The sequence below is a fragment of the Methylobacter tundripaludum SV96 genome, from assembly GCF_000190755.2.
Classification (GTDB): Bacteria; Pseudomonadota; Gammaproteobacteria; order Methylococcales; family Methylomonadaceae; genus Methylobacter_A; species Methylobacter_A tundripaludum.
This window is the reverse complement of sequence record NZ_JH109152.1, coordinates 2129454-2152043: the sequence shown is the minus strand read 5'-3', so window position 1 is coordinate 2152043 and position 22590 is coordinate 2129454. Positions and strand designations below refer to the sequence as shown.

The 22590-nt window shown below is 51.6% G+C and carries 20 protein-coding genes and 1 pseudogene; 8 read left to right on the top strand and 13 right to left on the bottom strand.

Going from position 1 to position 22590, the window contains the following annotated elements; translation table 11 throughout:
* Positions 1-15: 15 nt before the first annotated feature.
* Complete coding sequence (locus METTU_RS09725) at positions 16-414, bottom strand: hypothetical protein (RefSeq protein ID WP_006891290.1); 399 nt, start codon at positions 412-414, stop codon at positions 16-18.
* A gap of 163 nt (positions 415-577) precedes the next feature.
* On the opposite strand from METTU_RS09725, the gene METTU_RS09720 reads away from it, so the two are divergent.
* On the top strand, positions 578-1537 hold the full coding sequence (locus tag METTU_RS09720) for a Tim44 domain-containing protein (RefSeq protein WP_006891284.1): 960 nt from the start codon (positions 578-580) through the stop codon (positions 1535-1537).
* Positions 1538-1599: 62 nt separating this feature from the next.
* Here METTU_RS09720 and METTU_RS09715 read toward each other — a convergent pair whose 3' ends face one another.
* On the bottom strand, positions 1600-2604 hold the full coding sequence (locus tag METTU_RS09715) for a DUF475 domain-containing protein (RefSeq protein WP_006891281.1): 1005 nt from the start codon (positions 2602-2604) through the stop codon (positions 1600-1602).
* A 298-nt stretch (positions 2605-2902) separates the two neighbouring features.
* On the opposite strand from METTU_RS09715, the gene METTU_RS21755 reads away from it, so the two are divergent.
* From METTU_RS21755 to mtnC, 4 genes are all read left to right on the top strand, one after another.
* Positions 2903-6424 carry an EAL domain-containing protein gene (locus tag METTU_RS21755; protein ID WP_050897746.1) on the top strand — a complete coding sequence of 1174 codons (3522 nt, stop codon included), beginning with the start codon at positions 2903-2905 and terminating at the stop codon, positions 6422-6424.
* A gap of 134 nt (positions 6425-6558) precedes the next feature.
* Complete coding sequence (locus METTU_RS09705; protein ID WP_006891279.1) at positions 6559-7179, top strand: methylthioribulose 1-phosphate dehydratase; 621 nt, start codon at positions 6559-6561, stop codon at positions 7177-7179.
* Positions 7176-7736: a 1,2-dihydroxy-3-keto-5-methylthiopentene dioxygenase gene (locus tag METTU_RS09700; RefSeq protein ID WP_006891278.1), complete on the top strand. Its 561-nt coding sequence runs from the start codon at positions 7176-7178 to the stop codon at positions 7734-7736. The genes METTU_RS09705 and METTU_RS09700 overlap by 4 nt, the downstream gene beginning before the upstream one ends.
* Positions 7733-8431 (top strand): acireductone synthase, encoded by a 699-nt coding sequence (gene mtnC, locus METTU_RS09695; protein ID WP_006891277.1) that lies wholly within the window; start codon positions 7733-7735, stop codon positions 8429-8431. Before METTU_RS09700 ends, mtnC begins: the two co-directional genes overlap by 4 nt.
* A gap of 126 nt (positions 8432-8557) precedes the next feature.
* On the opposite strand, the gene murI is transcribed toward mtnC, so the two are convergent.
* The 3 genes from murI to METTU_RS23190 all read right to left on the bottom strand — a co-directional run bounded on the left by murI (position 8558) and on the right by METTU_RS23190 (position 9840).
* Positions 8558-9370, bottom strand: a complete 813-nt coding sequence (gene murI, locus METTU_RS09690) for a glutamate racemase (RefSeq protein ID WP_006891276.1) — start codon at positions 9368-9370, stop codon at positions 8558-8560.
* 11 nt (positions 9371-9381) lie between these two features.
* Positions 9382-9531, bottom strand: a complete 150-nt coding sequence (locus METTU_RS23635; RefSeq protein WP_169624885.1) for a hypothetical protein — start codon at positions 9529-9531, stop codon at positions 9382-9384.
* 99 nt (positions 9532-9630) lie between these two features.
* Entirely contained in the window at positions 9631-9840 is a 210-nt protein-coding gene (locus METTU_RS23190) for a hypothetical protein (RefSeq protein ID WP_150107770.1), read from the bottom strand.
* 201 nt (positions 9841-10041) lie between these two features.
* On the opposite strand from METTU_RS23190, the gene METTU_RS23185 reads away from it, so the two are divergent.
* From METTU_RS23185 to METTU_RS09675, 3 genes are all read left to right on the top strand, one after another.
* Positions 10042-10317 (top strand): hypothetical protein, encoded by a 276-nt coding sequence (locus tag METTU_RS23185; protein ID WP_006891272.1) that lies wholly within the window; start codon positions 10042-10044, stop codon positions 10315-10317.
* Between the two features lie 14 nt (positions 10318-10331).
* Positions 10332-12161 (top strand): multicopper oxidase family protein, encoded by a 1830-nt coding sequence (locus METTU_RS09680; RefSeq protein WP_006891271.1) that lies wholly within the window; start codon positions 10332-10334, stop codon positions 12159-12161.
* A gap of 107 nt (positions 12162-12268) precedes the next feature.
* Positions 12269-12799 carry an REP-associated tyrosine transposase gene (locus METTU_RS09675; protein ID WP_006891270.1) on the top strand — a complete coding sequence of 177 codons (531 nt, stop codon included), beginning with the start codon at positions 12269-12271 and terminating at the stop codon, positions 12797-12799.
* 34 nt (positions 12800-12833) lie between these two features.
* Here the strand turns inward: METTU_RS09675 and METTU_RS09670 are convergent.
* The 8 genes and pseudogenes from METTU_RS09670 to METTU_RS21750 all read right to left on the bottom strand — a co-directional run.
* Positions 12834-13363, bottom strand: a pseudogene (locus METTU_RS09670) (indole-3-glycerol phosphate synthase TrpC); the annotation flags it as partial.
* 493 nt (positions 13364-13856) lie between these two features.
* Positions 13857-14942 (bottom strand): lipase family alpha/beta hydrolase, encoded by a 1086-nt coding sequence (locus METTU_RS09665; RefSeq protein WP_006891269.1) that lies wholly within the window; start codon positions 14940-14942, stop codon positions 13857-13859.
* A gap of 455 nt (positions 14943-15397) precedes the next feature.
* A complete protein-coding gene (locus tag METTU_RS09660) occupies positions 15398-16087 on the bottom strand; it encodes a response regulator transcription factor (RefSeq protein ID WP_006891268.1) in 690 nt (229 codons plus the stop codon).
* Positions 16072-17913, bottom strand: coding sequence for a sensor histidine kinase (locus tag METTU_RS09655; protein ID WP_006891267.1), 1842 nt, complete (start codon positions 17911-17913; stop codon positions 16072-16074). The genes METTU_RS09660 and METTU_RS09655 overlap by 16 nt, the downstream gene beginning before the upstream one ends.
* A 718-nt stretch (positions 17914-18631) precedes the next feature.
* Positions 18632-19432, bottom strand: a complete 801-nt coding sequence (trpC, locus tag METTU_RS09650) for an indole-3-glycerol phosphate synthase TrpC (protein WP_006891266.1) — start codon at positions 19430-19432, stop codon at positions 18632-18634.
* A gap of 14 nt (positions 19433-19446) precedes the next feature.
* A complete protein-coding gene (trpD, locus tag METTU_RS09645; RefSeq protein ID WP_006891265.1) occupies positions 19447-20463 on the bottom strand; it encodes an anthranilate phosphoribosyltransferase in 1017 nt (338 codons plus the stop codon).
* Between the two features lie 155 nt (positions 20464-20618).
* Positions 20619-21971 carry a UDP-N-acetylmuramate:L-alanyl-gamma-D-glutamyl-meso-diaminopimelate ligase gene (gene mpl / locus METTU_RS09640; RefSeq protein WP_006891264.1) on the bottom strand — a complete coding sequence of 451 codons (1353 nt, stop codon included), beginning with the start codon at positions 21969-21971 and terminating at the stop codon, positions 20619-20621.
* A 19-nt stretch (positions 21972-21990) separates the two neighbouring features.
* Positions 21991-22533, bottom strand: a complete 543-nt coding sequence (locus METTU_RS21750; RefSeq protein WP_006891263.1) for an ankyrin repeat domain-containing protein — start codon at positions 22531-22533, stop codon at positions 21991-21993.
* Positions 22534-22590 lie beyond the last annotated feature (57 nt).

The window sequence follows — 22590 nt, the reverse complement described above, 5'->3', positions numbered from 1 at the left end:
GGAATAAAAGAAGGCTTATTGAGCGGGAGGCGCGCGAGGGGATAGCGAGGGGATAAGCAACCGGCAAACAAACTGCGCCGGTTGCGGAGAAAAATTAGTATCGAAAGGCGATAGCGCGGTTTTAAATAGTGCGCTCCGTTGATGCAGATAGTGATTGTCATCCAAATCTACCACGGCATTATCTTGTCCGTCTTTCATGCCGGCATCGACACCCACTATGATCCCGTCAGAATTGAAATCATAATTGACTGCCTGAGACATCAGGGCATCATGTTTAACGCCATACATTTCAAGGCCAGGGACATGCAGGCCCAAGTCTGAAACTTTCTCTCCGGCATGCGCATGCACCAACGGTGCAATCAATTGCAGTATTGCCAGAAAAATAAAGAGAAATTTGCGTAGTGCTGAAAACATACTCACAATGCTATGCTATTAAAAAGCAATTAACAACTTGTTGTTTAATTATCCACCCCAATAATACAAGAACCAGACTTGTTGCCTGAAGCAACAAACATCGCCCCGAAGCGTGCATGACAGGAATAGTCGGCATGATTCAACTTACTAAACTTGCGAGCATATGAACAAATATACCGGAATTATTGCTACTTTATTAATCGGTCTTTCCTTAACATTAGGCGGGATGTCGGACGCGGATGCCAAACGTTTCGGCGGCGGCAGCTCTTTTGGCGGCCGGTCCTCCTACAGCGCGCCGTATCAACGCTCGGTAACCCCACCCGCTCGCCCTGCCAACCAGCAACAAGCCGCTACGCCGAACCCGGCCGCCACACCTTCCAGAGCCAATCGTAGTGGCTTAATGGGCATGCTGGGCGGTTTGGCGCTGGGCGGGCTATTAGGCTCGCTGTTCTTTGGCGGCGGCTTTCAGGGCATCAACTTTACGGATATGCTGATTTTTGGCGGGATTGCCTTCTTGCTTTACAAATGGTTTGCCGCCAAAAAAGCGGGGGCTGCACAGCGGCCTGTCTATAACCGGACGGCTGATAACAGCTATCAGGATACGGCTTCAAGCGACCATGAGCCTGAACCGACTCAAGCTAATCCCGCCGGTTTTGACACCGACATCCTGTTCAAAAAAGACAACAACGCTACGCCGTCTTACGCCCAGCCGGTACAGCAGGATGCGGGATTCGCAAGCGCCGTTGTTCCCAAAGACTTCGACCAACAGGCTTTCCTTAGCGGAGCCAAGATAGCCTTTACCGAACTGCAAAAAGCCTGGGATGAACGCGATCTTGCCGAAATCCGCGGACTGACAACAGACAAAGTCTTTGCCGAAATCCAGGATCAGCTGAAGGCATCCGATGCGGCAAACCGCACTGAAATACTAAGACTGGAGGCGGAACTACTGGAAGTCAGGGAAGTCGGCTCGGAACTTGAAGCCGTGGTGCTGTTTGACACCATCATGCGCGAAGACGGCAATGCCCAAGCGGCGCAAGTCAGGGAAGTCTGGCATTTTATTAAACCGAAAGTCAGCATCCAGCCCAAATGGTACCTGGATGGTATTCAGCAATTGGAAGATTAATTATTGAGCGTAGCCAGGAATGAGCCGGTTCGAGCATCAGCAAGAACCGGCGTTTCCGGCAATCAGGCTGCCCGTTTTTTGTAACGAATCGATGAAATCACCGATAAGGCTATCAATACAGCCCCGGTCAAGCCGGTGATGACCTCAGGGATATGATGGGTCATGCTAACCAGCATAATGCCCGCCAGCACCCCGATCGCATAATGAGCGCCATGCTCCAGAAACACATATTCATCCAGCGTGCCTTTCCGCACCAGATAGACGGTCAGGCTTCGCACAAACATCGCGCCGATAGCCAAACCCAGCATGATAATGACCACATCCTGGGTAATCGCAAACGCGCCGATCACGCCGTCAAATGAAAACGACGCATCCAGCACTTCCAGATAAATAAAGCTCATCATGCCGCTTTTTTTAAGCACCGCGACAACCTCTTCGCCTTCTTCCTCATGCTCGAACAAGGCCGCTAAACTATCCACGATAACAAACAAGATAACCCCTGTGACGCCTGCAACCAGCGCATCCAAACGGATTTCCTGCGGCAGGTAGTTTTGGATGATTAACAGCGGCCCTAATGCCATGATAATTTCAATCGCTTCGAGCTTTCCGAATGAGGACATTTTTTCTTCTATGTAGCCCAGCCAATGCAACTCCTTGGTTTCATCAAAGATGAACGAATAAAACACCATCAGCAGGAACATGCCGCCGAATGCCGCAATTTGTACATGCGACGCGTCTAAATGTTTGGCATAAGTCGCAGTGTCTTTTAGCGCCATCTCGGTGACGCCCATAAAGTCGATACCGGTGGCCGCCGAAACAATCACGATAGGAAACAGCAGGCGCATGCCGAAAACGGCAATCAAAATCCCCCAGGTCAAAAAGTACTTCTGCCAGCGGTCATCCATACGCTTTAGAATTGATGCGTTAACAACCGCATTATCAAATGATAAACTGACTTCGAGAACTCCGAGAATAATGGCGATAAAAGCCCCCATTATTCCCCCCCAATAAAATGCTGCCGCTAAACAGACTGCGGTGACGAAAAAAGAAAGACGAAAATGTTGCATATATACTCTCTAAAGGTTGGTTATTTTTGTCAGGCAACTATAGGTGTATTTGATTTAAAATCAATATTTATAAAAGACTGAGGTCGGTTTTCATTGCTCGCAAACGGCATCAGAACCCAAATATAGGTTAAGCGCTGAATAGGGGTCGACAAACGCTTAAAAGTCTTTTATTTATCACGAAGAAAACAAAACTTCGTGTCCTTCGTGTCTTCGTGGCGATAAACTTTTATCGTAAGTGCTAAATTACAAACCTACATGCCGATGCCAAAATGCTAGAATTACACATTTTCACACACTGATGCTTATGCCCTTGTTCCGGTTGGCTGCTTTATTGTACCTGGCGCTCTGTTCATCACCTTTATTAGCGGAACTTGCACAGCCTTCCGAAAAAGTTTCATTGCAACTCAAGTGGCTACATTCATTCCAGTTTGCCGGCTACTACGCGGCAAAGGAAAAAGGCTTTTACGCTGAAGAAAAGCTGGATGTCACTATCCGTGAGCGTATTCCCGGCATCAATAACATTGAGCAAGTTCTAAAAGACCAGTCCCAATACGGCGTAGCCGATACCGGCCTGCTGGAACAACGGCTGGTCGGCAAGCCGGTCGTGGTTTTGGCCTCCATTTTCCAGCATAGCCCGCTGGTGTACCTTACCTTAAAAAATTCCGGCATCGTCAGCCCCTACGAGCTTAGAGGCAAACGGGTCATGGAGGACAGTTATGACAATGCTCCGCTGCTCGCCATGCTTTATGAAACGGGTATTTCTACCGATGAATTTACCCATTTGGATAACTCCTTCAACCCCGACGACCTGATCAACGGCAAAACCGATGCGATGGTCAGCTATCTCACCGACCAGATTGATTACTTCAAAAACAAAGGCGTCGAAATCAACATCATCGATCCTCGCAACTACGGCATCGATTTTCTGGGCGACAACCTGTTCACCACCGAACAGGAGATAAACCGGCATCCGGAAAGAGTTCGGCGTTTCCTGCGCGCTTCGCTCAAAGGCTGGGATTATGCGCTCAAACATCAGGACGAACTGATCAGGATCATTCTCAGTCAATACAATCCCGGCAACCGGCTTTCTGCCGAGCACTTGCGCTTTGAAGCGCAGGAAACGGTAAAGATGATTTTGCCGGAGACCGTCCCCATCGGCCACACCGACACCAAGCGTTTTCAACGCATCGCCGACACTTATCGGCAACTGGGCCTTATCAATTCAATAGATCATCTGGAAGGCTTTATTTACCTCCAGGAAAAGCACGGCAAGCTTGATTTCGCCCCGGAGGAACAGGCCTGGTTGCAGGCGCACCCGGTTATTCGCGTCGGCATAGACCGCGATTTTGCGCCGTACGAATGGATAGACGCCAACGGCAATTACGTCGGCCTGAGCGCCGACTATATTGCCTTGATCGAACAGCGGCTGGGCGTAAAACTTGACATAGTGAAGGATAAATCCTGGGCTGAAATGCTGGAAATGGCGCAACGCGGCGAGTTGGATATGATCGCCAACGCCAACAAAACGCCCGAACGTGAGCGCTATTTATTTTTCACGGAAGCCTATCTAAACACCCCCGCCATCATTATCAACGATAGTAATAACGGATTTATCGGTACGCTGGATCATCTCAACGGCAAGCAGGTGACGCTGGAAAGAGGCTACTTCATGCAAGAACTGCTCATGCATGACCATCCTGAAATACAACTGGTTCCGGCCGAAAATATTCACGATGCCTTGAATCTGGTCAGCAGCGGCAAAGCGGATGCCTATATTGGCGATGCCGCTTCAACCCACTACGCGATTAAAAGAGAGGGCATGCTTAATCTCGGTTTTTCCGGGGATACCACTTACAAAAGTTACCATCGCATGGCCGCCACCCGGCTTAATCCCGAGCTGGCATCCTTACTTGCCAAAGCACTGGCCGACATCCCCCAGGCTGAAAAAGACGCTATCCAGAATCGTTGGATGAGTTTGAAATATGAGCCCGGTGTAAAAACTGAAACCGTTCTGCTTTATGCCGCGGCGGCACTGTCGCTGCTTGCTTTTATTGTCACCTGGAATATGCGTTTACGACGCGACATCAGCAAACGGAAACAGGTTCAAGAAGAACAGCGTATGGCCGCCAGCGTTTTTGCCAGCACGCAGGAAGGCATCCTGATTACCGATGCACAGCGTAACATTATTGATATGAACCCGGCGTTCGGCAGCATAACGGGCTATTCGCGAGACGAAATATTGGGCAAAAAGCCAAGTTTGCTTAAATCGGGACTTCACGATACCAGCTTCTATGAAAACATGTGGCGGGCCATCAACCGGCAGGGCTACTGGCGCGGCGAAGTTTGGAACCGTAAGAAAGGCGGGGAAATCTTTGCCGAATGGCTCACCATTTCCGCGGTTGCCGATCAGCAGGGCAAAATAACCCATTACATCGGCACCTCTTCGGATATTACCCAGCTTAAAGAACAAGAACGGAAGCTGGAGCTCATGGCTCACTACGACCCGCTCACCGGTGTGCCCAACCGGATTCTATTGGCGGATCGTATGCATCTGGCCTTTGCCCAAACCAAACGCGATAATTGTTTAATGGCGGTGGGTTATCTGGACCTGGACGGTTTTAAACCGGTCAACGATAGACTGGGCCATGAAGCGGGCGACCAGCTGCTGATCGAAGTTGCCCTGCGCATTAAAAACGCGCTGCGCGAAGGCGATACCATCGCCCGTTTAGGCGGCGATGAATTCGTGTTTTTATTACTGGGTCTGGAAAAGGTTGAAGACTGCGAAACCACGTTGCACCGTCTGCTGGAAGTCATCAGCGAGCCTGTTTCCTTGAAAAACCAGGCCGTTTCGGTATCCGCCAGTATTGGCATCAGTATTTTCCCCGAAGATAACACCGACCCGGATACGCTGTTGCGGCATGCCGATCAGGCCATGTATCAGGCCAAACAAGAGGGCAAAAACTGTTTCCATATTTACAACCTGGAACTGGATCGTCAACTCCATTCGCATCGCGAGGCGCTAAACCGCATTGAACAAGCGTTTGAAAACGAGGAATTCGAACTTTTTTTCCAGCCCAAAGTCGACATGCAACAAGGCATCGTGTTTGGAGCGGAAGCGTTGATACGCTGGCGACATCCTGAACGCGGCCTGGTCATGCCGGGCGATTTTCTGCCGCTGCTTGAAAATCATGACATTATAACCCGGCTCGATGCCTGGGTTATCGACAAGGCCTTGCAGCACATGGAAAACTGGCAGAGTCAGGGGCTTCAACTCCAGATCAGCGTCAACGTCACCGCCAGATCGCTGCAAACCGACGATTTTATCCTGCAACTCTATTATGCATTTGAACGCCATCCCTCTATCAAACCGGCTCATTTTGAGCTGGAAATACTGGAAACCCAGGCGTTACTCGACTTATCTCTGACCTCCCAGGTTATTAAAGACTGTCAAACATTGGGCGTACAATTTGCGCTGGATGATTTCGGAACGGGCTATTCATCGCTGAGCTATCTCAAACATCTGCCTGCGGAAACACTTAAAATCGACCAAACTTTCGTGCGAAATATGCTGGAAAATGAGGATGATTTAGCTATCGTGCAAGGCGTTATCGGTTTGGCCGAATCTTTCCGGCGACAAGTCATCGCCGAGGGCGTGGAATCGATCGAACACGGCAGCGCTCTTTTGCAAATGGGCTGTCATCATGCGCAAGGCTACGGCATTGCCAAACCGATGCCCGCATCCGATCTTGCCGATTGGGTGAATGAATGGCGAGCGCCGACGGAGTGGAAAATATCCCATCCGCATCAGCTCAAAGCATAAAACGTTAGTAACTGCTCAACAGTCAAAAATAGAACGCTGATGACGCTGATAATTATGATTAAATAAGATTTTCTATGCCGGACGGGGTTTGCAACCCCGTCCGAAACGTTTAACTCCCACAACCATTAACCGACATGACGTATAACGAAGACTTTTTGATGCTGGCCAATCAGCTGATTGATGCCGGTCAATTTATCGACAGTAAAGGCTGGGTGCCTGCAACCAGCGGTAATTTTTCCGCACGCTTGCCTGACGGTACCATTGCCATTACCGTTTCCGGCAAGCACAAAGGTCGTTTGCAACTGGACGATATCATGCTAATCGATGCCGATGCCAACTCCCTGGATGGAAAAAAGCCATCAGCGGAAACGGCATTGCATACCTCACTCTATAAACGGTTTCCGGCCGTTCAGTCGGTATTGCACCCGCATTCGATTAATGCCACGCTGACCTCACGGCTGTTCAAATCCGAAATCGTGCTGGAAGATTATGAATTGTTAAAAGCCTTGGCCGGTATTGACACCCACGAAAGCCGGGTTGTTATACCTATTTTTGCCAACGACCAGAATATCCCCCGTCTGGCCGAACAAGTGGAACAGTATATGGACAAACACGGCGCCATTTATGCCTACATCATTGCCGGGCACGGGCTTTATACCTGGGGCAGTTCGGTACAGGAAACGTTGCGTCATCTTGAGGCGCTGGAATTTTTATTCGATTGTGAATTACGACTGCATGGAGTCAAAAGACGATGAGCGCATTAACCGTTTACCCCGACAATCAGCCTCAGTTAGGCGAAACAGCCACCGATTTTTCCGCCATCCAGGCCCGGCTGGGTGCCATCGGCGTACAGTTCGAACGCTGGACGGCCAACTGCGAACTAGCCGCCGATGCCGACCAGAACACCGTGCTTGCCGCCTACAGCGATTCCATCGAGCGCCTGAAACAGCAATACGCTTTTCAGTCTGTTGATGTGATCAGCTTAAATCCCGATCATCCCGACAAAGCCGTGTTCCGGCAGAAGTTTCTGTCCGAGCACATCCATGCCGATTTTGAAGTGCGCTTTTTTATCGAAGGTCGCGGCCTGTTTTACCTGCACGTCGCCGATAAAGTGTATGGCATATTATGCGAACAAGGCGATTTAATCAGCGTACCGGCCAACACCACGCACTGGTTTGATATGGGCGAAAATCCCCGGTTTAAATGCATCCGCTTATTCACCACGCCGGACGGCTGGGTGGCCGACTTTACCGGCAGCGACATTGCCAAATCCTTCCCTACCCTTGATCAATACGTTGCCGAGTTGTCATGATTAAAGCCATCGTCACCGACATCGAAGGCACGACCTCATCGATTTTATTTGTTAAGGATGTGCTGTTTCCCTATGCGCGGGCAAACCTGGCCGACTATGTCCGCAATCATGCAGACGACCCGCAAGTTAAGCCGCTGCTGGCAGATGTCTGTAAAGAAGCCGGTTCAGAATTATCTACCGAGCAAATCATAACCCAATTGATCCAGTGGCTGGACGAAGACAAAAAAGTCACGCCGTTAAAATCATTGCAAGGCCTGATCTGGGAAGCCGGTTACCGGCAAGGCGACTTCAAGGGTCATCTGTATCCCGATGCCGCAGCAAGCCTCAAAGCCTGGAAAACTGAAGGACTGGATTTATACATTTATTCTTCCGGTTCGGTTTACGCGCAAAAACTGCTGTTCGCGCATACCGAATACGGCGATTTAACGCCGTTATTTTCCGGTTATTTCGATACCCATATCGGCGGCAAGAAAGAACAACAATCCTATGACAACATAGCCGGACAGCTTGCCATACCGGCGAACCAGCTGTTGTTTTTATCGGATATTAAAGAAGAACTGGATGCGGCCAAAGCCGCCGGTTTTGAAACCATCTGGCTGACCCGAGACAGCTCACCAGACCCGCAAGCCGAGCACCGGCAGGTGAATAGTTTTGATCAAATCGGCGTAGGCCGGAATAAGACCACCCAAGCGTAGCGCGAGGTGGCGTTTCCGGCGGATCGAAGGTGTTTTCCGGAAACGCCGACTAGGTAGTACGTAGGATGTGCTGAACAAAGTGAAGCGCATCTTTCGCGATTGATGCGCTTCGTACCTCAGCACATCCTACTCACTACCTCCTGCGTATGTTGGCAAAGCACACACCTCGACGTCCGCCTTCCATAACTGAGCAAACAGCGGCAGCGCTTTATCCACTACACCGCTGGTCCAGCAGGATTCCCCCCCGACCCTGGCCCCATCCGCCAACAGATCGACAACTTCCAGCCGACGGCGAAGTTGCCGCGCAACGGCGGCAGCGGAATCTATGACAGTCACCCCGGGTCCGGCTATCTGCCGTATCAGCGGCGCCAAGAACGGATAATGCGTACAGCCCAGCACCAGCGTATCCGCCCCCCGCTCCAGCAATGGCAGCACATATCGCTCAAGCAATATCCGGGTCTTATCGCCCGACAGATCGCCCGCTTCCACTTGCTCAACCAGTCCGGGACACGCCTGACCCAATATCTCGACATCCGCGCCGTATCGCGCAAACAACTTCACAAAATTATCGCTAGCCAAGGTCCGGCTGGTCGCCAGAACACCGATAACGCCTGATTTGGAATTCTCTGACGCCGGTTTGACGGCAGGCTCCATCGCAATAATCGGCATGGAGAACCTTGAGCGCAACGTTGTTATCGCCGCGCCGGTTGCCGTGTTGCAGGCAACGACGATGGCCTTGGCGTTCCGGCTCACCAAAAACTCGGTAATGGCAATCGACCGATTCTCGATAAACTGCTGGGATTTATCGCCGTACGGCGCATGGGCCGAGTCCGCCACATACAACAAATCCTCCCCCGGCAGCGCCCTGCGAATCTCGTGCAGGACGGACAACCCGCCAACACCTGAATCGAAAACACCAATGGGATTTGCGGCATTCATGTTTTGCAACTTTACCGGGCAGTGAGAAACATTTTTACACCGGAAATGCCCGGAACCGACGCCGACAACTTTAGAATGGCCGTATTTGCCAACAGATAAATGAGCCTGAAAAAGGGGTCAATAAATCCCAATAACTCAGCCGATTTTTTAGTCTTGTTCATTAATGGTTCTAAATGATTTAGAGCGTTCTTTTTGCAATTGTTCAGCGGTCCTGTCATCGATCCGGTCCAATGGGTTTTGCATAAAACGGCATTATACCTTCATAAGGATAGATTTTCTTGTCCTTGCTGCCGGCAATCGGAAAGGCGAGTTCTTGACCAACGATTAAAATCCGTTCCACCTTGTTCTAAGGTATTTAGTTCGTTGATGTTAATGATTGGCTCCATTCTCTTATCATGAACAAGATTTAAACGTTTGCCAGACTCACTTTTTCCGTTAGAATGCAGCGCCCTTCCAGATTTACTTTGCATTGAAAGAGGCTAACATTTCACCCGAAGCGCATCATTCGGCTGGGCTAAAAGCCCTCTTGGAATTCCTATCATTCGTGAATCTTAAGTACCAAACAGGCTTTCATAGCGGCCAACTTGATAAAACCGCTCGACGAACCGCGACATAATTAAAGCGACACCCTTAATCTCCACCGCACACATAATAAAGAGGCTCACCTCACTATGCTCAACCTCAAAACTGTCATTCTAACGGTTACGCTTGCCCTGCTGATGGGAACAGCGATGGCCGATCCATCGCCAACCGCCACTGCAACGCCTCAAGGCACCGGTCACGCTTGCCCCACCGGTGAGTACGACGCGAATTATCCAGGCGTGCCGACGCAATGCGTAAAATGCGCCGCACCCGGTTGTCCTTCCTGCCACAACGAACGCACCAAAGAGACCGTTGCCGCTACTGATGCTGCTGAGCGTAATTGCCCACCCATCAAGCCTCACTGAATCAGGAGATAACCATGTTCTATTTCACAGCCACTCGCACCGCACTTATCGCCCTGATCGCCGGCCTACACTCAATGCCGATCCTGGCCGATACCACCGACACACCGTCCGACCCGGCCTGCATATACCAGGAAACCGACCTCAAAACTTACGGCGGCCAAGCCTACGCAGCACCTGAAGAAATCAAGTCGGTTAACGGCCAACTCACCGCCAAACTGAACGTCGTTTTTACCGAGCCTGCCAAAACCAAAATCGCCGGTTGCGGCGTTACCCTGCGTTCCTACAACGGCAAACTGGTTGGGCCGACCCTGCGCGTCAAACCCGGCGATACGCTGAACATCACCCTCAACAACGCCTTGGGCCAGACCGGCAAATTAACGCCGGAACAGCTTTGCAACAATCCCCACGATGCATTCGGCGGATCGCCGCTGCCCGATAAATTCAATTGCACCAACCTGCACACCCACGGCATGCACGTTTCGCCCAGCGGCGATGCCGACAATATTCTGGTCATGGTGCCGCCGGTTCCCTATAAGAATTCTAAAAATAGCAGCCTAAGCGCCAACCCCAGGCAAATCACCATTAACATCCCGAAAACCCATGGCCCCGGCACATATTGGTATCACCCCCATGTGCATGGTTCCACCGGCGTCCAAGTGGGCAGCGGCATGGAAGGCGCGATCATCGTCGAGGACGATCCCGTCAAAACGCCCGAATCGATCATGAAAGCCAACGCCAATGAAAAAATCTTCATGCTGCAAACCCTTCCCTACGACGACACCGGAAAGGTAAACGATTTCCTGGCCTTGGGCGATGACCGGGCTTTTGTACGAAACCGCTACCTGCTGGTCAACGGACAAATTGCGCCGACCATAAAAATGCGTCCCGGCGAAGTTCAACGCTGGCGTTTTATCGACAGCTCATTTAACCGCACCGCCCAACTCACTCTGGAAAAGCACGACTTGCACGAAATCGCCGTGGACGGTAATTACTTGAGCCAAGTGGACACCTGGGTGAACAACTGGGAACAAAAGGACTACTGCTGCACCGGCGATTGGGATCAGGAGAAAACCTTCAAGCTGAAAAGACAGGCCGTAGAGTTAATACCGGGCAGCCGCAGCGACATACTGGTGCAAGCGAACAAAACGCCCGGCCGTTACAAACTGGCCGCCGACACCTATATCAGCGGCCGCTTGGACCCGTCCACGGCGAGCTTTACCGACTATGTAGTCGCCTGGGTCGAAGTGGAAGGCGAACCGGTTGCAGACACCGGCCTGCCGACCAACGAAGAAATGGCTAAACTGTATCCTTATACCGACATCAAGGACAGCAATGTCAAATACAACCAAATCGCCACGTTTAACCGCGATCAACCGTTAGGCGGCAACGATGGCGGCATCGCCTGCAACCCGGACAGGGACAAAACCCCCTGCTATCCGATAGGATTCCAGGTGAACGGTCATGTTTTCGATGCCAACCAGCCGCGCGTTTTGGAGCTACGCCCCAATGCCGAAGAACTGGCAAAAGCGCCTGAAGACAGTAACGGCCCGCAAACCGGCACCGACAGCTGGATCGTCAGTTCCGCCGATCCGACCCGGAACCACGTCTTCCACATCCACACCAACGACTTCCAAACCACCCGCACCGACCCGCTCGGCAACACGGAAACCCTGTGGCGCGACAGCCTACTGGTGAAATACGGCCAGCCGCAAACCATCCTGACCCGTTATGAAGATTTCGACGGCAAAACGGTGTTGCATTGTCATTTGTTGTCTCATGAGGATATGGGGATGATGCAGGTGATTCAGTTTAAAAAGCGGGATACGGGGATGGCTGGGCATTAAGACAGGTTCGCATCGCCAACGCACATCATTCCCACGCTCCAGCGTGGGAATGCAGTCCGGGACGCTCCAGCGTCCCGTTTCAGTAAATATAAGAACTTACGACCATTATGGGAAGAAGCCGCTATACAATAACCGAACCCGACAGGCCACATTTCATGACCTGTACGGTATTGGAATGGTTGCCGGTTTTCACCCGCCCTGAAACCGTACAAATCATACTCGATTGTTGGCGTTACCAAAGAGAACACGAGGGCTTACGACTCTACGGCTACGTTATCCTTGAAAACCATTTACATTTTATAGCTCAAGCGAAAGACTTGAGCAAATGCGTGACTAGCTTCAAGTCATATACCGCCCGACAGATAATCGACCATTTGCAGGCAAAGCGCGTTGAACGATTATTAGCGCATTTACGTTTTTTTAAACGAGCGCATAAAGCAGACCGGGAATATCAGTTCTGGCAAGAAGGCGTTCATGCTGAACTGGTCTTTAGTGAAGCGATGATGCGGGAGAAATTGGATTATATTCATGGCAATCCTGTGAAGCGTGGTTACGTCAGCTTAGCGGAACATTGGCGTTATTCGAGTGCCGCTAATTATGCGGGGCTGGAGGGCTTGATAGATATGGATTTATGGTAAAGACGACGCTGGAGCGTGGGAATGATAAAAACAGCACGTCTTCATGGGTATGAATACCGCTTTCGGTGATGACCAAGCGGTCTGCGGGGATATCGGTTTTTAAATCCAAGATGGTCTGCAATGAGGTTTCAAAGGTACGCAGGTTGCGGTTGTTGATGCCGATCAGTTTGGTGTCCAGCGTTAGCGCTCTTTGCAGTTCTTCCGCATTGTGAACCTCCACCAATACATCCATGCCCAGTTTGGTTGCGGTGTCTGACAGCTCGTGCATTTGGCCGTCTTCCAATGCGGCGACGATAGTAATACGCAGTCGGCACCCAGGGCGCGGGCTTCATAGATTTGATAAGGGGCGATCATGAAGTCTTTCCTTAGCACCGACAACGGGCAGCGTTCCCTGACCATTTGCAGATAAACTTCCGAACCTTGGAAAAACTCCTTATAGATTAATACCGACAGACAGGCCGCGCCATTCATCGCGTAATCCTGGCCGATCGCGATCGGTTGGAAATCTTCCCTGATCACGCCTTTGCTAGGCGAAGCTTTTTTGATTTCCGCAATAATGGCCGGGGTTTAAAACCCCGGCCCTAACGTTTCTTTAACGACTGAACTATACAGTTGCACTGAACCAATACCAAACGTTTCGGACGGGGCAACATGCCCCGTCCGGCTTTGTAAAGCTGGATGCGTCGACGCATGCGCAAATATTTCCGGCCTCGCCGGCGAGGGCTGGTTAAAACCACTTGAAGCAAGCCAGCGACTCGCTTGGCGCAAAGCGCCCAGCTCCATATATTGCAAACCGTGTTAAACAATGCCCGACTGCGGCGTTGATGCTTATGGTTGCCAACGGATTTTGCAGCCGTTTAAGTCGCAGGTTTCAATCGCCGGATGCGAAAAACCGCATGTCCGGTAGTGTGGGAGAGGTAACGGGCGAAGTCCCGTCACCACGCCCGCTCGCCGCTCTGGCTCCTTTGATTCAGACGAAAGGCGTCCTGCGAGACGCTGTCGGCTGCCCGCAGGATCTTCTGAAACAAAATCGTCAATGGCTACCGTCGGTTACTTACTATGGATAAATCCAACTGGTCACCTGATTCTGCACACCCGGATTTTTCGGCAGGTTGATGTGATCAACGAATGCCGCCACATAGGTATTGCCGGCCTCGCCGTGGGTCCAGGTTGAGAACGACGCGCTCCAGTATGGTACGACCATGTCACCTTTCAAGTTGATCGTGCCCGGACGGGAAAGCTGCTGGCCCACTGGTTGGGTTCCATCGTAGTTATACGCAATAGTGGTGTCCAAGTCGTTGCCCCAAATCAGATAGAGATTGTTCGTCCAGATCGTTGGATTCTGGCTCAGCTTGCTGAAGAATCCTTCCGGCGCGGTAAAATCGGCAGCCCCCACTCCGTACCCGCTTTCGAGAGCACTGATGATCGTCGGATCAAACACGCTGTACGTAATGCTTGTTTTATTGACATCGGTAATAAAATTGTAGCCTGGGGGTGGCAACAGTTCGAAGGTGGACGGATAAGCGGTATCGTCGACAAACTCTTGAATCTGCGTACCCGGTATGCCGATCAGTGCCAGGATGAGTGACGGAATCTCATCTGTGATCGCAGCCAAGGCCAGCGGTGCGCCAAGATGCGGCGTCCCCAAGGTGATAAGATTCGGCGTGATCCCGGCAAAGTTTTGCGATGCTGCCAGCCCACTTTCCCAAACGTAGCGCGAAATCAGGCCGCCCATGCTGTGGGCGACGATCCAAAACTTGGGCGTATTGGCGCTATAGGTCGAAAAAAGCACACTCAACAGGGTGGCGAGAGATTGCGCAGAGGTATTATTGTTCTGCCGCCAGTCGTACCCGAAGCCAACCACCACATCCTCGGTAGTAGTGGGAAACGGGTTGGGATCGTATGTCGAATTGGAAGTCACGTAGATCGGTGGAATCGAGGTTCCGGACTTCGTCGCAAGCGCAGTGATAAGCGGCGTATAGGCCGCTGAGATGCTGCCTACGGTCAAGTCGGTCTGCTCCAGCAAACTGGCCGCCTCCTGCAGATTTTTGAACACTTCGGTCGTCCAGACCTCGTTTCCCGCGGGATCAAACAGCGTGCTTCCGGTTGTGCCTGGAATGACAATAATAATGTTCTGAGTCATGAAACTCTCCTTTACTTTAATAGATGTTTATTGTGGAGCTAACCCGACGGTCGTCAGGCCGGTCGGCTTGAGTGCAGGGTTAGATTTACTTTCCGATGTGCTGCGTTACTGTCGCCCCGGTGATCAACGCGGTCAGACTTGATTTCAAACGCAATCATTAAAAGCTCGTAGGATGCGGTGAGGTACGAACAGCATCAATCGCGAACGATGCGGTTCACTTCGTTTACCGCATCCTAAGAACTATATAGGCCATCGGAGATGGCCTAACGTGGACTATAACCAATCAAAAAAAAGAAACCCTACGAAAGCCTACAGAAAGTCGCCCATCCACCGGGTTTGCCGCAGCAATTCTTTTTATCGCAGCAAGCCAAGTACAGTTACGATGAAATCCTTTGAGAACTTTATATGAACGTTGTTTGAGGCATCTTTTTACCGTCGAACGAGAAAATGTTGCGTTATGCCACGGTCACTTTGATACATAACTGATAGCCCTGCCCACGTACAGCCTTGATGGGTTGATTGACGGCGCCCGCTTGCATGAGCTTTTTGCGCAAACGGACGATCTGGACTTCCAATGTGCTTTTACTGAAATCAGCCTCCGCTTTGCCTGATAATTCGATCAACTGCCAGGATTCCAGCCGGTGGCCCGGCGCGCGGGCTAAGACCGACAGCATCGCGGCTTCATGGGCGGAAAGGCTGACGCCGTCCTGAGGGCCTTGCAAAAACAAGGCGCCAAGATTCAGCAGAAAATCAGGCTGTGCCTGTTCGTGACGTTTCATCCGTCTTGCTAGGGCTTGTACGGCGGCGCCGAGCTCTTCCACCGAGGTAGGTTTGGTCAGGTAAAGGTCGGCGCCGCTTTCATAGCCGGACAGTTTTTCGTTGATCTGATTGCGTGCGGTCACCATGATGATGCCAATCCCAGGTTGTGCTGCACGAAGGCGGCGCGCGAGGCTGATGCCATCTTCGCCCGGCAGGTTGAGGTCGATCACCATCAGGTCAATGGGGAATGCGCCGACTTCGTCATTCAGGGCTTCTGCGCAATTTGCGCCAACCGCGTTATGTCCCATGTTGGATAACGCTTCGACGGTGACTTCACGTAGGGCATCGTGGTCTTCCACGACAACGATGTTTAGCAGGGTATCCATAATTCGAACCTTACTTCGTTTTCAGACGGGCAATAGCGGATCCAGCCGCCAAGCAATTCGGTCACGCTACGCACCAGGTACAGGCCAAGCCCGGAACCGGTCTTGCCTTGGGCGCCGGGACCTCGGTAATACTTGTCGAACACGCGCTGCGGGTCGGGCATGTCGGTCGTGCCGGGCGCATTGGCAATGCTGTTGAGAATGCCCTGTCGGCCTTGATGTTCAAGCAGGCTGGCATTGATATACACGGCGCTTTGCGGTTCGGCGTATTTGAGCGCGTTGTCGATCAGGTTACCCAAGGCAATGCGCAGCAGCTGAGGGTCGGTATCGACTGTCGGCAGTACTCCGAACTGAATCACCAGCCGTTGCGGCGTTGCGCTGGCTGTACGCAGTTCGGCGAGCATCGTGTCTACCCGGCAAGATTGTCGCTCAGGAATAAGCTGACGTTGCTCCAGTTGATCCGCTTGCAGGCAGCGCTCGATGACGGCATCCACATCCTGCACGGACTGCTGGGCGTGTTTCTTGACGGTGCCGCTGACTTCTTTCATTCCCAAAGTCATGCGGATGACCGACAACGGCATTTTGAGTTCATGGTTGAGCATGGACATGAAGCGGTTTTGCACCTCACGCTGGGTTCGTTCCATGTTAAGCTGCTGCCGGATTAATGCCAGCTTCAGCACAGCCTGTTCGCCATCGCGCAGCAGCTGGCGGGAGCGAAGATGCAGCAGCGCGAACATCAGACAGGCAGAGATGAATCCGTTCACCGACATGGTATGCAGATTCCACTCGATGGCTTTGACCCAACCCAGTAAAGGTAGTAGGCCTATGAGCATCGAAACGGCCAGCAAGCTGTATATCGTACGCAGGATGCGGCGACCGGGAGCAGCTTCCTGGCGGGCGCTAAAGGCCAGAACGACAAGCATGGGAGTAGCCAGGGTAACCATCAGGGCAATGATATGCAACGCAAGGCGTGTGTACCCGGAAACCATGATCGCCAATGCGCCCAAAATCACCAGAATAATGGCATCGAGTCCCCACATGGCGAGACGCAAAGGCGCAAAAGGAGTGAGCAGCATGCGATGGAATATCGCGGCGAAGAAGACGTTCGCCCATATGATAAGGCTGGTCAGTTTATCAACCGGACCGGAAGGATCGGCCGCGAGCAGCGGTGCGAGCCAACCCATCAGTGCAAAGCTATGGAAAAGATAGGTAACTTGGTGAAGGATGAACCAGGCTATCACGCGTTGACGGCTGGAAACATAGTTGTTGATAGCCCAGATCAGCAACGATAACATGAAGCCCAGGTATCCCGTTTGATACATGCTGAGCCACATATCCTTGATCTGGGCTTGATGCGGTTCAAGCGCTTCCACATTGAGAATCGATGAGCTGGTGGTTTTGAGCCGTAAGTAATAGACGCCTTCCGGCTTGACCGGTTTGATCGCAAAACCCAATACCACCGATGCCCTTTCACGCGCCAAGTAGGATGTGCGGTCGCCGGTGACGCGGGTTTTCCATCCGCCCGGAACAGCGGGTTCAGGTTCGTAAAGTTTTATTTCATCGAGAAAAGCGGGACGGATACGCAACACCAGTTCGCCGCCATCGGCGCATGGCCGCACCACGATGCGCAGCCAGTGGGCTGAATCGGTATAACCTTTGGATAGAATGGCGTCGAACGGTAGAAACGTTGCCTGGGCGGCTTCCGCTATGGACAATGTACCGTTGCGATCTTCGAGAACGGCGCGCGAAACAATGCAATCGCCGCCCCACGCCGCGGATGAGAGACTCCAACTCAAGACCAGGAACAAAAGAAAGGGAAATGAACGCATAATTCAATGATCGATGGTCAGACTCAAAGTTACCTGATTGGCAAGAGTGCGGTTAAACCTAGAAAAATCATTTTCGTCCACGAAAATCAACAGCAGGCGTCTCTAGGCGGCACAAAAAGCATATAATTTTTCAAAGAGATACGAAACTTTAGCCCGTCACCCAAAGAGTGAATGGCTAAATCAACAGTTGTTTCGTGGATTAACTGCGGTTTTCAGGTTAAAAGTGACGCTAGCTTATCGAACCGGTTAAATTTTCGATGGCTCCCAAACTCTATCTTGAGAACTCAGCCACCTGAAGCTCTAGCTTTCATCACATAAAGGCTGCAACGATACCCGTACTTTCCAACCACAAGCTGCGTTGTTTACCTACCCGGAAACCATGGGTTGGATACGTGCTAAAACTCTTGGTGTTTTTTACAACAGGACCCGGGCATTCGACTATACGGTTATTTCATCCTTGAAAACCCTCTGCATCTTATCGCCGCTTCGAAAAATTTAAGCCGCGATATACTCCTTCACGGCAAAGCAAGTCCTCGCGCATCTGGAAAAATGCCGCTCGGTAAAACTATTTGTCTCTCCAATGAGCTACGCCCGTCGTTATGCACCAGTATTATTAGATGCGTCACCCGGTATGAATCCCTGCCGGGGCATGACATGCTGTTAAAGATTTGTGTATAACGATGAGCGCACGGCGTTGGAACCAGGCAATCGGGGTTGCCTACAACCCAAACAACTCCCTCATCTTCTGCCCCGGACTTTCCGCCCGCATAAACACTTCGCCAACCAGGAAGGTATAGATGTCATTATCCAGCATCAGCTGTACGTCTTCATGGGTATGAATGCCGCTTTCGGTAATGATTAAACGGTCTGCGGGGACTTGCGTTTTTAAATCCAACGTAGTCTGCAATGACGTTTCAAAGGTGCGCAGGTTGCGGTTGTTGATCCCGATCAGTTTGGTGTCCAGCGTTAACGCTCTTTGCAGTTCTTCCGCATTATGAACTTCCACCAATACATCCATGCCCAGTTTGGTTGCGATGTCCGACAGCTCGTGCATTTGGCTGTCTTCCAGCGCGGCGACAATCAGCAATATGCAGTCGGCGCCCAAGGCGCGGGCTTCATAGATTTGATACGGGTCGATCATGAAGTCTTTTCTTAACACCGGCAGCGGGCAGCGTTCCCTGACCATTTGCAGGTAGACTTCCGAACCCTGAAAAAAATCCTTATCGGTTAATACCGACAGGCAGGTCGCGCCATTCATCGCGTAATCCTGGCCGATGGCGATCGGTTGGAAATCTTCCCTGATTACGCCTTTGCTCGGCGAGGCTTTTTTGATTTCTGCAATAATGGCCGGTTTCTTAGCCAATACCTTGCTTTGCAGGGCGTTATAAAATCCGCGTGGGCTTTCTACGCCTCCGGCAATTTCTTCCAGATTGGCGATGGTCATGCCCAGTCTGCGTCTGGCAACTTCTTCGGCTTTTTTATCGAGGATTTTTTTTAAGATGTCTGGCGTATCGGTCATGGTTTCTAGTCGTTTTATGAAGTTTTTGAATATGCGATCAACGCATCGAATTTGGCTTTTGCCGCGCCGTTGGCGATAAGCTCTTGGGCTTTTTCAATGCCGGCGCTTAAGGAATCGGTGATATTGGCCGCGTAAATTGCCGCGCCTGCATTGAGCGCCACGATGTCCCTGGCCGCTCCGGCTTTATTGTCCAGCACCGATTTTACCATCACTAAGCTGGAAGCGGCACCATCAACGGCCAATTCTGCCAGGCCGGCACGTTTAAAACCGAATTGCTCCGGCGTAATCGTGTAACAGGTCACTTCACCGTCTTTAAGCTCGGCAATGGTTGAAGGCGATGCAATGCTGATTTCATCCAAGCCATCGTCGGCGCTAACCACCAGCACATGTTTGCTGCCGAGTTTTTTTAACGCCTGCGCCAGCGGCTCCACCCACTGTTTGGCGAATACGCCGATCAACTGATTGGGCGCTCCGGCGGGATTGGATAACGGGCCCAACAGATTGAACAGGGTCCTGACGCCCATTTCTTTACGGGCATTGCTGGTATGTTTCATTGCACCGTGATGTTTGGGCGCAAATAAGAAGCCGACGCCGATTTCATTGACGCAGTGCGCGACTTGCTCGGCCGTTAAATCCAGGTTTACCCCGGCGGCTTCCAGCAAGTCGGCGCTGCCGCAACTGCTGGACACTGAGCGATTGCCGTGTTTGGCTACCTGTCCGCCCGCTGCGGCGACGACAAAGGCGCAGGTAGTGGAAATGTTAAAGGTGTTCGCGCCGTCGCCGCCGGTGCCGCAGGTGTCGATGACATGGTCGCCTGTTACAGCCACTTTGGCGGCCAGTTCGCGCATCACTTCGGCGGCGGCGGCGATTTCGTCGATGGTTTCGCCTTTGCAGCGCAAGGCGATTAAAAAGCCGCCGATTTGAGCATCGGTGGCGTTGCCGCTCATGATTTGCCGCATCACCTCGCGCATTTCATCGGAACTGAGATTTTGTTTATTCAGCAGGACTTGCAGGGCTTGTTGTATGTGCATGTTTTTGTTTGGGGTAATTATGTTTCACCACGAAGACACGAAGTTTATATTTTGATTTTCTCGGCAATTGCTCCTGCATTGCTCTACCTCCTGCATCCGTGCAGTCGTTCGTGCTCTTCGTGTCTTCGTGGTGAATCTTTTTATATGTTTAAAAGTTAATTCAATTCATCCTGCAAGCGCTGATAAATGCCGCCGAAGCTGCCATTGCTCATCAACACGAAATGCCCGCCGTAGCGCGCTTCGAATTTTAGCTTATTGATGATGTCATCCAGCGATGAACAGATTTCGATATTACCGGCGTATTTTTTCAGCTCGCCCAAGTCCCAGCCCATTGCTTCCGGCTGGTAGATGATAGCCATATCGGCATTGCCTAAGGATTCCGCCAGTGTTTTGGTATGTACGCCCAAGCGCATGGTATTCGAGCGCGGCTCGACGATGGCGATGATGCGCTCCTGCCCCACCTGTTTGCGCAAGCCGTCCAGCGTCGTTTGTATCGCGGTCGGGTGATGAGCGAAGTCATCGTATATAGTCACGCCGTTGATGCTGGCGATCACTTCCATGCGGCGCTTGACGTTTTTAAACCGCCCCAGCGCGGCTATCGCATCCTTGGGCAGGATGCCGACGTGTTTTGCAGCAACTATCGCAGACAGCGCGTTGTAGACATTATGCTCGCCGGTCAGCGACCACTCGACACAACCTTGCTCTTGGTTGTCCATCTGCACATTAAACCGGCTGCCGTCGCTGTTGATCAGTTGCGCGTTCCATTGAGCATCTGAATTAATCGAAGTCTTGGCAACCGGCGTCCAGCAGCCCATCGCCAGTACGTCATTGATATTGGCATCGCATTCGGGACTGATAATCAGGCCCTCGCCGGGCACCGTCCTGACCAGATGATGGAATTGTTTTTTGATCGCATCCAGGTCGGGAAAAATATCGGCATGGTCGTATTCCAGGTTATTCAGGATCGCGGTGCGGGGGCGGTAGTGGACGAACTTCGAGCGCTTGTCGAAAAACGCAGAATCGTACTCATCAGCTTCGATCACAAAAAAATCGGACTCGCCCAGCCGCGCCGAAATGCCGAAATTTAACGGGATGCCGCCGATTAAAAAGCCCGGATTAAAACCTTGGTGCTCCAGTATCCAGCTGAGCATGCTGGTCGTGGTGGTTTTACCGTGGGTTCCGGCAACGCCCAGCACCCATTTGTCCTGCAACACATGCTCCGCCAGCCATTGCGGACCCGATACGTATCTGAGCCCCCTGTTTAGCACCGCCTCGACTTCAGGATTGCCGCGCGACAAGGCATTGCCGATAATCACCAAGTCGGGTTTGCCGTCCAGGTTTTCCGCCCGATAGCCTTCCATCAACACGATGCCTTGCTGTTCCAACTGTGTGCTCATCGGCGGATAAACGTTTTGATCGGAACCGCTGACTTGGTGACCCAACTGCCGTGCAATCACGGCGAGTCCGCCCATGAATGTTCCGCAAATACCTAAGATGTGAATGTGCAATGTTTTGTCCTGAGTTAAATTATTTTTTGACCGGTGGTTTGGCATCCGGCTTTTCTGCCGGTTTGCCGCCTGCGCCGTCTTTGGCTGCTGCTGCCGCTTCTTCTATCGGCACTTCCGCCTCTTCTTTTGCCCCGGCTTTTTCCAGAATTTTAATGATTTTTTCGTGAGCGGTTTTTTTGGCTCTGGCCATGACCGTCACATTTTGTTTATCCAGTGCGTTAACATCGGCCCCGGCTGTAATCAGGGAATTTACGATGTCTACATTGCCGAAAACCAGCGCATCCATTAATGCGGTCGATCCTGAATTATCGGCGATGCTGACATCGGCCCCATACGCCAACAGGGCCTTAACAATCTGTACATTACCGTTGAAGCTCGCGGCCATCAGCGCGGTGCGACCGCTGGCTGTTTTACCGTTAACATCAATCCCTTGTGCCAGCAAAGCCTCTGTTCTTTCAATCTTGCCCATCATTGCCGCCGCAAATAAATCTTTGGCGTCTTCTGCCTGAGTCGCTTGGGATAAGGCCAACAGCAGGATTAAAAAGCAGTCTTTGTATTTCATACTGAATAGTTACTTGCGTTTAATGAAAAGTTACGATGAAATAATCAACACATAACC